Here is an 11,490-nt window from a genome sequence, read left to right on the forward strand (position 1 = left end):
CCATCCGTTGTCATGGTAAGAGCAAGATTGCGAATATTTTTAAATCAACCCCCGGCGAACGGCCTGCTACAGCCCGATCGGCAGTTCGCCGCATTTACCGCGATTACAGGCCGAGCAGCTTTTCCAACATCACATTTGCCTGCAGCCAGAAGGTGTAGCCATTTTCAGGTTTGACGCTGGTGGCGGCGTACTGCCAGTTCGTGTTGTTCCAGACGCGGGAACCCGTCATGGTCAGATTGATCTCCGGCGTCAGCATGAACGATGCGTCGATGCTCAACTGGTATTCATTGCGCGGCACTCGCCAGCCGGCCCCGCCCAGGGAATCGTAGGTATCCTGCAAGTAGCGCTGTTCTCCCCCGGTCAGGCGGCCGTAGCGAAACGTCAGGCCATAGCTGTCATGGGGACGGCTGCGCCAGGGGCCGGACCAGATCACCCCGGCATCAGCCAGCGTCGCGACGCCCGTATAAGCATCCGACTGCAAGGTTTGCGTAATGCTGCCGTGCAGGCTCACGGCGCTGGGGGCGTCATCCTGCGGGTTGGCGCCGCCGTCGCTTCGCCATACGGCCTTTTTGGCCGTCAAATAAATCCCTGACACGCCTTTATGCGTGCGCACCGCAGCGTTGCCGTCATAAACTTTCGAGGTGCCGTTCACCGTGTAATAGGCATCGTCAAAGGTCAGATCGTTATAGAACGCCAGCATTTCCCAGTTAAATGGATAGGCTTCCTGCTGCCAGTTCACGCGGCGTGCAATATTGGCGACCACCAAGGTGCTGCCTGAACCATAATCATCGTCCCACCGTTCCCAACCGTTGGTGAACGGAAAAGCCTGATAGGTGCGCCAGGCACCGAGGGTGGATGCCAGGGCCGGTGTGAACTGATAACTCGCACGCATACCCCAGCCGGCATAGGGCGCCGGCCCGAACACCGCGGTTTTATTCAATACCGTATTGACACAGGACGATTGCACATTGCAGTTAGTGAAACCGACAAACTGACCGGGGTTGCTCTTGCCAAGCTCAATCGACAGCCGATCGTTAAACAGCTTCTGCTCATAACCAAAACGCAGTAAATGCGCGACCTTAGGGATATAAGGCGGCGGATCGCCGGCCAGTAAACCGCCCGCGCCGTCGCCCAGGCTGATGTTGTCTTTGAAAGGCACCCACAGTTGCATGAAATGAACGCTGCCGCCGGGGATCAGCCCCATGCGATCCAGATCGAAATCCGCACCGGCGAAAAACAGGGTATAAGCCGACTGTTCACCGGTGCGGGTTCCCGCGCTGGGGTTCCCCAACCAAAGCTGCGATACCATGATATGGGGAGTGACGCCGTGCTCTTTCAGCCATGTTCCCGTATCGGCCAACGGCCGGTCGGCACTTTCCACATCCGCAGCGGCGGCGCCATTCGTCAGCATAATGGCGCACGCGATCGCGCCAGAGCACAACATTCTCTGCCATAGATTACGAGGTGTTATTTTCATATTGCTATCCCATCACGATGGGACGGAAATGCGCGGTCATCAACGACCAAAAACAGCAAAGTAAATCTTTAACTCTTATTTTTAAGCCTGGTTAGATGAATACCGACAGGCCGCGAATAAGATTATTAAAACTTTATTTCGGTCCAGAGAAATACAGTAATGACGTTCAAGCAGCAATAATTTATATACTCGTCATACTTCAAGTTTCAGGTGTATTGGCTTTCCTGCAACTCGAATTATTTAGAGTATCCACTTACAGCGGATATTATCCATTATCACTGCTTTATTTCCGTCTCTAATCAATATTAATACGGTTCGTTTTACCTATGCCGTACATTGTTGTTTCCGTTATTACGGTATATTTTTCTTTTCACCTTCCTGCCGGGGTTAAACGCGCTCAACGATCATCGCCACGCCTTGCCCGCCGCCGACACACAGCGTCGCCAGCCCCAGCGTTTTGTCTTTGGCCGCCAGCGCATGCAGCAGCGTGACCAGAATACGGGCCCCTGAAGCACCGATCGGGTGCCCTAATGCAATCGCGCCGCCGTTAACATTGGTTTTTTCCATATCCAGCTTCAATTCACGGGCAACGGCGATGAATTGGGCGGCGAAGGCTTCATTCGCTTCGATCAGATCGAGATCCGGCACGGTCAACCCGGCTCGGCTTAACGCCAGGCGGGTGGCGGGCAAAGGCCCCAGCCCCATCAACGCGGGATCGACGCCGCTGGTCGCGTAACCGCGAATACGGGCCAGCGGGCGAATGCCCAGGCTTTTCGCCCGTTCCTCACTCATCACCAGCAGCGCCGCCGCGCCGTCGTTGATACCCGAGGCGTTGCCTGCGGTAACCGTCCCCTCTGGCTCGAACGCCGGTTTCAGTTTCGTCAGGCTCGCCAACGTCGTATCGCTCTTGGGGTGTTCATCCACCGTAAACAGGCTGTCTCCCTGTTTGGTGCGCACGGTCACCGGAACAATCTCCGCCCGGAAGGCGGCACGTTCAATCGCCGCCGCCGCCCGCTGCTGCGATAACAACGCAAACTCATCCTGCTCCTGGCGGCTGACGCCGCAGCGCCGCGACACGTTTTCCGCCGTGATGCCCATGTGGTAGTGATTGATCGCGCAGGACAGCCCATCGTTGACCATACTATCCCTCACGGGATAATCCCCCATGCGATACCCCCAGCGCGCCTTATTGAGCAGATAAGGCGCCGCCGACATATTTTCCATACCGCCCGCCAGCACCACCTCGGCAGTGCCGGCGGCAATACTTTGCGCGGCGGCGATCACGCTTTGTAACCCAGAGCCGCAAACCATATTGAGGCTGGTTGCCGGCTTATCTTCCGGCAGGCCGGCCTGCAACATCGCCTGACGCGCCGGGTTTTGGCCCAACCCCGCCTGCAACACATTACCGAAAAGCACTTCATCAACGGCAGAGGGAGCGACAGCCGCCCGTTCGATCGCCGTTCTCATCACCAGCGCCCCCAGTTGCGGAGCGCTGACCGTAGTCAGACTGCCGCCGAATTTACCGATAGCAGTGCGCACGGCACTCACAATCACCAACGATTTCATATTTACCTCGCGTCATCTGCGGTCATGCCGGTACTGACCGGCGTCACATCAATCAACCAAAACAACAACAGCGTTATCGCGCCCACCCCGGCCAACAGCAGATAAGCGCCGGCATAGCCCCCCAGATAAGTCAGGCCGAAGGCCAACAGGGTAAATGCGGAACAGCGCACCACCGACTGGATCGGGTGGATAATGCCGAGGGCCCGCACATAGATGCGGCGGGGGAACTTGGCGGCGATCAGCGCAGTGCTTAGGTTGGTCGCCCCCGGCATCGCCAGGCCGATCATCACCAAAGAGATCCACAGCGCGACGGCGTGGTGAGCAAGCATGTTGATCACTATCGCCAGCATCCACCATAGGGTGTAGAACAGCAGCGATCGCCGGACGCCAAAGCGCTGGTTGCACCAGCCCCAGCCATAGGCCGCGGGTAAACCACACAGCGCCGATAGGGTCATATAAAAGATGGCCGTGCTCTGGGCATAGCCCATGCCCACCAGCCGGGGCACGATCTGGCTGGTCACCCCGACCAGCATGATGTAGAGGCCGCCGGTCGCGATCCCCATAAACCATACGTCCCGCATGCGCAGCAGTTGCCCAATGCCCAGGGGGAACCTGTCGCCGTCATGCTGGCGGCGCCGTTCGGTTTGTTCTCCACCGGAAAGCCCGCCGTTATCAGGCGCAAGCCCCATATCCTCAGGCCGGTTGGCGATAAAGCGTTGCGCCAGGACGGCCACGATGAACATCATCGCCGAAATGCCCCAGAAACCGTCACGGACGCCCAGCCAGAGAAAAAGCCCGGCCAGCGTCGGCACAAAGAACGCGCTGGATAGCGTCTGCCCGATGGTGCACCACCCCAGCGCCAGCCCCTGCCTACGCACGAACCAATTGGCCATGATCGCCGTGCCGCCGACATAGGCGAAGCCGGTACCAAAGAAGCAAACACCGGCGAATAGCAGCGTGAAACCGATAAAAGATCCGCAATATCCCAGCAGGCCATAACAGAGGCCACAGGCTATCAGGCAGAAGATGACGTTGAATTTGGCCCCTTTCTTTTCACTCAACCACGCGCATAGCGGGCCGGCGAGGATCGAGGACCAGGATGCCGGCGTCGCCAGCGCAAGCAGCACACTGTAGTCCAGGCCAAAGTTGCGCGCCAAAGCGGGCAACATGACGTTCAGACCGTGAGTCACCGCACCGGCGGCAATCCAAAACAACACGCCCTGGAACACAATGACGCGCCAGCCGTGCACGCCAAAGTGATTCCCACGGTGCGCAACGTCGGGGCCATTTTCGGCGGTCTGCACCCTATTATTTTCCTGCGCAATCATAGCGTTGTTGTCCTTGAACCGATGCGATAGCGCACCATTCGCACACCGTGTCAGGCCGACATCACCTTCGGCGATGCGGGTACGATCAGCCGGGGTTCCACCTGGCTCTGGATGTCGTCCGGCGTCAGCCCTTCCAGCAGTTCAACCAGCACCAGCCCATCGGGCGTGACGTCGATGACGCACTGTTCGGTAACGATATGATCCACGCAGCGGCGCCCGGTCAGCGGATAGCTACAGGCGTTGACCACCTTCGGCTTACCGTCTTTGGTGCACAGTTCCATGGTGACGATCACCTTGCGGGCGCCGCTGACCAAATCCATCGCGCCCCCCATCCCGAACACCCGGCCGGGCTGGGCCCAGTTGGCCAAATCGCCGTTTGCCGCCACCTGTAACCCGCCCAGCACCGTCGCCGCCAACTTGCCGGAACGCACCAGCGCGAAAGATTCCGCACTGTCGAACGCACTGGCGCCGGGTACCGGAATAAAACGCAGGGCAGTGGCATTGGAAAAGCCCTCTACCGCCAACACGCCCTCCACCAGCGGCCCCATCCCCACCAGGCCGTTTTCGGTGTGGAACATCACCCCAGGCGGGGCATAGTCGCTGCACAGGCTGGGTATGCCGATGCCGAGGTTGATGACGTCGCCGTCGGTGAAGTACTCCGCCGCGCGGCGGGCGATTCTGTTACGTGGGTTCATAGCCGTTCCCCCTGAACCGTCAGGATCTTGTTCACGTAGACGCCGGGCGTGACGATGCTATCAACGCCCAGTTCGCCCACGTCTACCTGTATATCGGCGTCGACCAGCGTCAGGTTGGCCGCCTTGGCCACCAGCGGGTTAAAATTGCGCATCGTGCCGCGATAGGTCAGGTTGCCCAACGGATCGGCGGTGCGGGCGCGCACCAGGCCGATGTCCGCCCGCAGCGGCGTTTCCAGCAGCCACTCTTCGCCATCCACCTCAATGTGCTGTTTGCCCTTATCGACCACCGTACTCAACCCCGTTTTCGTCAGCACGCCGCCCAGCCCGGAACCGCCGCAACGCATGCGCTCCGCCAGGCTACCTTGCGGCACCAGCTCCAGCGCGATCTTGCCTGCCGCCACCAGCGCCACGGTTTCGGTATTGCGGCCGATATGCGAAGCGATCAGCTTGTCGACCAGCCCGTGATGGATCAGGCGCCCAATCGTCAGGTTGGCGTCGCCGCTGTCGTTAGAGATCAGGGTGAAATGCCGCGCCCCGCTGGCGATGACGCAATCGATGAGCCGATTCGGCACGCCGTGGTTGGCAAAACCGCCGCACATCAGCGTCTGCCCGTCTTTAAACAGCGCGATAATCTCTTCGGGTAGTGCAAATTTAGTCGCCATGGTTTATTCCCTCGTCAGCAATACCGCCACGCCCTGACCACCGCCGACGCAGAAGGTGATAACGGCATTGTCCAGGTGGCGGCGGCGCATGTCGTACACCGCTTTCGCGGCCAGGATCGCGCCGGTGCCGGCCAATGGATGGCCCATGGCGATGGCGCCCCCATTTGGGTTGACCCGATCGGGATCCATACCGATTTCCAACATGCAAGCCAGCGATTGCGCGGCAAAGGCTTCATTCAGCTCCCACAGATCGATATCGCTCACCGACAACCCGGTTTGCTGCAGGAGCTTGGCGGTCGCGGGCACCGGCCCGAGCCCCATGTAGTTGGGATCAACACCGGCGGCGGCATAGCCGCGAAATACGCCCAGGATTTCCCGGCCCGTTCGCTCCGCCAGGCCGCGCTCCATCACCACCAGCGCACCGGCACCGTCGCTCATCGGCGAACTGTTGCCCGCCGTGACCACCCCGTCGGGGCGGAAACTGGGGCGCAGCGTGGCCAGCGTCTCTAGCGAACAATCGGGGCGCACCGATTCGTCGCGGCTGACCGCTGTCGCCCGCCCTTTTCTGTCCATTACGGTCACGGGCACAATCTGTTCGTCATAACACCCGGCCTGCCAGGCAGCACTTGCCCGTTGGTGACTCCGTTGCGCAAACGCATCCAGTTGCCGGCGGCTGAAATCGTATTTCTCGGCAATGTTCTCCGCGGTGATCCCCATCGGCGGGTTACCCAAGCTGTCCGGTGCTGTATGAATGTCCACGAAGCGTGGCGGCTGCACGGAATAAGCCATGTCGGTTTTTTCCAGCATCCAGGTGCGGCGCGAATCGCTCTCTACGCCGCCGGCGACGATCACATCGGCAAAGCCCGCCATAATCTGGATAGCCCCGTAGGCCAATGCGTTGAGCGACGCCGCGCACTGACGATCGAGCGTGATGCCGGGAACCGAAATGGGCAGGCCCGCTTCTAACGCCACCATGCGCCCCATGTTGTTAATCTCGTGATTCATCAGATTGGCGAAAATCACGTCGTCGATACTTTCGGCAGCAATGCCGGCGCGGCGCACCGCCTCTTTTACCGCCAGGGCACCCAGTATGTGCGCTGGCACCGGCGCCAATACACCGCGGCAGCGGCCGATGGGCGTGCGCGCCGCTGCAACAATAACGGCTTCTCTCATCATTTTTTCCTTAACGTCTCGGCATGCTTATCGGCCTATTGATATCAGCGCGCTCACGCGGAAATGGCCGTTGCTCCTGCCGACGACAGTGTTTAACGCGCATTAACGGTGAGCGGCGCAATGCCCAGAATCTCTCTGGCGATAGCCGGCGTGGCCACCCGTTTACCAAATAGCTGCACGGCTTGCGCCGCACGTTCCACCAATTGAGGGTTGCTCGCCTTGACGCCCTTGCTGAAATAGACGTTATCCTCCAGCCCCACGCGCACGTGGCCGCCCAACGCTAACGCGGCAAACAGTATCGGCAGGTGCGATTTGCCCACCCCGAAGGCCGACCAGGTGGAACCTGCGGGAATCTGCCGGGTGAGATAAAGCAGGTTTTCCACTGTGGCGGGCATGCCCCCCGGAATACCGAGGCAGAACTGATAGTGAAGCGGCGTGTTCAACACCCCTTGCTCAGCAAAATAGTGGGCAACCCCCAGCATGCCGCTGTCGAAAATCTCCACCTCGGGCTTGATGCCGCGATCCTTCAGGACTGCGGCCAGGCGCCCCAAGAACTGTGGGCTGTTGACGAACACCCCGCCGGGCATCCAGTTGAACGAGCCGGCATCCCAAGAGGCGATTTCGATACCGTTCAGCGTCGAGACGTGCGCCATGCGCTGTTCATCGCTGGCCCGGTGGTCGCCGGAGGTGGTGCAGTTGATGATGACGTCGCAGTCCCGGTATTCCCGTAACAAGCGGATGGTTTCGGCAAAGCGTTCACGGTCCATCGTGCCCAGGCCGTGTTCATCGCGCATATGCAGATGAACCACCGCCGCCCCTTGCTGCCAGCACCGGTAGGCGTCGGCAGCAATTTCCTCCGGTGTGAGCGGAATATATTCGTTAATCTCTTTCGGCGTTACCGCGCCGGTCAGGGCAGCAGAAATAATGACGTCGTTTCCGGTTTTCATGAAACACTCCCGCTTACTGTCGTTGTTATTTTTTAAACGGCATGTTGTATTAAATAAAACGCGCATCTTGCCATCATGGGGAAATAAATGTTTTATTCTTGCACCGCCCCACCGACATTAATTATTAAATATCGGAAAAAACGGTGCGCAATAAACAACCGACATTTGACCAGCCGCAGGCTGGCTTTCGGTGAATGAACGCCGCCACCCCATATGCAATGTGAAATATGGCGAGTATAAGCCGGTTATTTTAATTATGCCGTTACCAAACTGGCCGCAGAAGATTATTTAATTTCGTCTTCTGCCTGCCCACCACCGATGCGCGGGCGCACCACCTGGCCATTTTTCTCTGCGGCTTTAACCAGCTCCGCTTCTTCTTTGGCCCATTGCCAGTAATTAACTTCGTGGGGCGAGTGTTCGGTGGCGGTGACGTACATCTCCGCCGCGAAGGCATTACGCAGTTCGTTGGCGATGTCTTCCTTCCAGGCTTTGCGCAACTGCTGGGTGGTAATACGACGGGTGACGCGGGTGCCGGTGCGCATAATCAGCTCGGCGATCTCCCAGGCGCGATCATAGCAAGCTTCGGTGTCGGCGCAGATTTCGTTGACCATACCCAACGCCAACGCCTTGCGCGCGGTAATAATCTCACCGGTCAGTTCCGCATAGGCATATCTCTTGCGCCCCATCAACTCACGCCAGGCAATCCCAATGCCATCGCCCGGCACCATATTTACGCGAAAATGCATCTCAGTGGTCCAGGCATCTTCCGTGCAAAGGGTAATATCATTAAACAACACCAGATCGGTGTGAAAAGCCGCGCCGTTCCATACGCCGATAGTGGGCACTTGAATATCGAACACCTGGCCTTCAATGTCCCTGGTGCCATCGTAATACTGATAGTCGTACATCTTCCAGGCTTCTTCCGGGGCGGAATTAAATTCGGTTGCCGGTTGCCACTGGCCTTGATCATCAATCCGGCCAATCCCTTTCATAAAGTCTTGCCCGGTGCCGCCAAGAATAATCACTTCGTTATCCGGATCTCTTCCCGCCCAGTTAAAGAAATAATGCAACCCCTGATGGGCCGGCGCGCCCCATTGCAAACTATCGCCATTGGTATGCAAACGGGCTTCCAGGATGCCGTTCTTTCTTTTCATGGTAAAGCAATGCTTCAGTCTTTCCGAGTATTCTTCGAAAGGCATATGAGGAATCGTCCCCAATTCCTTATGCGACATTTCTTTACGTTTATCATGATCGGATTCATAGTTGGCTTTAATTACCATGAATAACTCCTTAATAAATCACTATGAGGGTGAGTAACGTCTAATATCCCTTACGACAGCCGCTCGCATTCGCCGCAGAATGTCGTATTAGCAACAGTGGCAAGAATTTTTAGCCACCTGGCGACGACTCAGAACGTAGCACCACCTAAAAGTTGGGAGAAATTCTTTTTTATCTTTATGGCTATGTCATTTTCACATAACCAAGAAAAATCAACGTGAGAATATTTTATAGCGATTGAAAAACAAGCATAAAATAAAACACCTCATATTAAATGGGGCAGCCTTTCCCCAACAAAGAAACGGCAACGACAATTAATTATTGTGAGTTAAATCACATAGAGTTATCCGCGCCGAGGAGAATAACCTATCTCTTCGGCGGGCCGGCGAACACACTATCCGTGATTGGCATCTAAAAACTTTCTAAACTCTGTTAAAAAAATATTGATATCCGCATTGGTATTTTGATTATCCCAAACCAATTCCAGATTGAACCAGTAATCATCTTCGATGACCTCCAGCAACACGCTGTTATCGCCGAGCAGGTACTGCCGATGCTTCGGCATCAGTAGCGCCACGTCTTTCCGGTATTCCAGATTAAAGCAGCAGGTTTTCAGGTTGGGGTATTCTTTATCCAGCCTGTAGGTGATGTTGTAATGGTCGAGAAAGCGTGTGCTGAATTGCTCGAATAACGGGGATTCGCGATGGTCGACGCGGATAATCGGCCATTCACTGACCTCCCTCAGCGATACCTTGCCCCGTTTAGCCAGAGGATGATGCCGGTTCACCGCCACGCACAGCGGATCGGTAAGAAACGGCAACGCACAAAAGCGGTTGTTTTCCAGGAAATTGGGGCGGATCACGAACCCCAGATCGCAGGCGTGCTCTTCCAGAAAACGCAGCGCCTCATCCAATTCGTTGTCGCGGCACTCTATCGCGATATCGGCATAGTCCTGCTGAAACTGCGTTAAAAAAGGCGTCAGGAAATCCTGTATGGCCTCACCTAACACCACGATCTTCAATTGCCGGTAGCCCTTGCCGGCAAAGGCATTGATGATCGCCAATGAGCCTTCGTACTGTTGGACGATTTTGCGCGCTTCCTCTAAAAACAGTTTACCGGCTGATGTCAGTGCGACCTTATGCGTACTACGGATAAACAACACTACGCCTAACTTGTCTTCCAGCATTTTCATATGGCGGCTAAGTACAGGTTGCGTGACGTTCATTTTTTGCGCGGCCTGGCTAAAATTAAGCAAATTTGCTAGCTGCATAAATTCATACAGAAGTTGCATCTTCATAGATAACCTCATGATTATTAATCGATTCTAATGTTACTCTCTGGAAGATTAATCACTTTGCTGCAGGATAACGCTATCTCAATAACATGCGCCCCGCATTGGTTATGTCACCAGAACATGACGCGGTTCAGAAAAAAGCGGCAACGGCATATTCCAGAGTGAGGATAAAAGGCTGAATCATGGTTCCGACATTCTTGATTGACGCGGGAATAGGTTAACGATTTGCTATGCATTATTTACATATATTGCGAATAAAAAAAGAATTACCATTTCATATTTAATTAAGGTACAAGAAACCCAGTGCTAATTTCGAATGTAAAAACCGCGCCATCATAATTTGTAAAACAGATCACATTATTTTCAGCATCATCCGGAGAATTCTATGACGAATAACAGGAAACCCGATACGGCAACCATGGCTGAAATGCAGGCGGTATCGAAAAGTGAGTTTTGTGATGCGATGTCACAAATTTGTGCCGCCGTGCATATCATCACGACAGATGGCGTGGCGGGCAGAGGCGGCTTCACGGCCACCGCGGTATGCAGCCTTTCCGACTCCCCGCCATCGTTGTTGGTTTGTATGCGGCGGGAATCCGCCCAACATGACCTGTTTAAGCGCAACGGCCACTTTTGCGTAAATGCGCTTTCCTATGCGCAAGCCAACCTGGCGGGTGTTTTTGCCGATAAAAACACAGAGATGGACAAGCGATACGCATCAGCCGACTGGCAAACATTACGCACCGGTAGCCCTGCGTTAAAAAATGCCCTGTTAAATGTTGACTGTGTGCTAGAGAATCTTCACGAAACCACGACGCACAGCATATTCATCGGCCGCATTGTCGCCATTGAAAAATGGCAAAGTCGTCATTCACTGGTTTATTTTGACCGGGCCTATCGTTACGTAAAAAAGATTGACGCAGCGATCGCTTAATCACCATTCATTAAATAGCATTACTGCAAACGTTATTCACAATAACTTTAACACTTCACAGACATTGACGTTTGCATAGCGATAATTGCTTAACATTTTTATTTATCATTTCCGGTTAATCTCCGGCCAACCGATT

Annotated in this window: 10 protein-coding genes; 1 reads left to right on the top strand and 9 read right to left on the bottom strand. The window is 55.6% G+C overall.

The annotated features are described in order from the left end of the window. Nucleotides 1–103: 103 nt before the first annotated feature. The 9 genes from ABFX35_RS17170 to ABFX35_RS17210 all read right to left on the bottom strand — a co-directional run bounded on the left by ABFX35_RS17170 (nt 104) and on the right by ABFX35_RS17210 (nt 10,423). Nucleotides 104–1,477, bottom strand: coding sequence for a carbohydrate porin (locus tag ABFX35_RS17170; RefSeq protein WP_346082283.1), 1,374 nt, complete (start codon nt 1,475–1,477; stop codon nt 104–106). Between the two features lie 387 nt (nt 1,478–1,864). After that, complete coding sequence (locus ABFX35_RS17175) at nt 1,865–3,043, bottom strand: acetyl-CoA C-acetyltransferase (RefSeq protein ID WP_346082284.1); 1,179 nt, start codon at nt 3,041–3,043, stop codon at nt 1,865–1,867. 2 nt (nt 3,044–3,045) lie between these two features. Further along, nucleotides 3,046–4,347 (bottom strand): MFS transporter, encoded by a 1,302-nt coding sequence (locus ABFX35_RS17180; RefSeq protein ID WP_346082285.1) that lies wholly within the window; start codon nt 4,345–4,347, stop codon nt 3,046–3,048. A 74-nt stretch (nt 4,348–4,421) separates the two neighbouring features. Beyond that, complete coding sequence (locus tag ABFX35_RS17185; protein ID WP_346082286.1) at nt 4,422–5,066, bottom strand: 3-oxoacid CoA-transferase subunit B; 645 nt, start codon at nt 5,064–5,066, stop codon at nt 4,422–4,424. After that, nucleotides 5,063–5,728: a 3-oxoacid CoA-transferase subunit A gene (locus ABFX35_RS17190; RefSeq protein ID WP_346082287.1), complete on the bottom strand. Its 666-nt coding sequence runs from the start codon at nt 5,726–5,728 to the stop codon at nt 5,063–5,065. Before ABFX35_RS17190 ends, ABFX35_RS17185 begins: the two co-directional genes overlap by 4 nt. A gap of 3 nt (nt 5,729–5,731) precedes the next feature. Then, on the bottom strand, nt 5,732–6,904 hold the full coding sequence (locus tag ABFX35_RS17195; protein ID WP_346082288.1) for a thiolase family protein: 1,173 nt from the start codon (nt 6,902–6,904) through the stop codon (nt 5,732–5,734). Between the two features lie 89 nt (nt 6,905–6,993). Beyond that, nucleotides 6,994–7,848 (bottom strand): beta-keto acid cleavage family enzyme, encoded by an 855-nt coding sequence (locus ABFX35_RS17200; protein ID WP_346082289.1) that lies wholly within the window; start codon nt 7,846–7,848, stop codon nt 6,994–6,996. Nucleotides 7,849–8,132: 284 nt separating this feature from the next. Continuing rightward, entirely contained in the window at nt 8,133–9,128 is a 996-nt protein-coding gene (locus ABFX35_RS17205) for an enoyl-CoA hydratase/isomerase family protein (protein WP_095847657.1), read from the bottom strand. A gap of 392 nt (nt 9,129–9,520) precedes the next feature. Further along, nucleotides 9,521–10,423, bottom strand: coding sequence for a LysR family transcriptional regulator (locus ABFX35_RS17210; protein ID WP_346082290.1), 903 nt, complete (start codon nt 10,421–10,423; stop codon nt 9,521–9,523). Between the two features lie 382 nt (nt 10,424–10,805). On the opposite strand from ABFX35_RS17210, the gene ABFX35_RS17215 reads away from it, so the two are divergent. Beyond that, the gene (locus tag ABFX35_RS17215) at nt 10,806–11,354 is read left to right on the top strand and encodes a flavin reductase (RefSeq protein ID WP_346082291.1); all 549 of its coding nucleotides are present in this window, start codon (nt 10,806–10,808) and stop codon (nt 11,352–11,354) included. Nucleotides 11,355–11,490 lie beyond the last annotated feature (136 nt).

The sequence above is a fragment of the Gibbsiella dentisursi genome (genome assembly GCF_039539505.1).
Classification (GTDB): Bacteria; Pseudomonadota; Gammaproteobacteria; order Enterobacterales; family Enterobacteriaceae; genus Gibbsiella; species Gibbsiella quercinecans.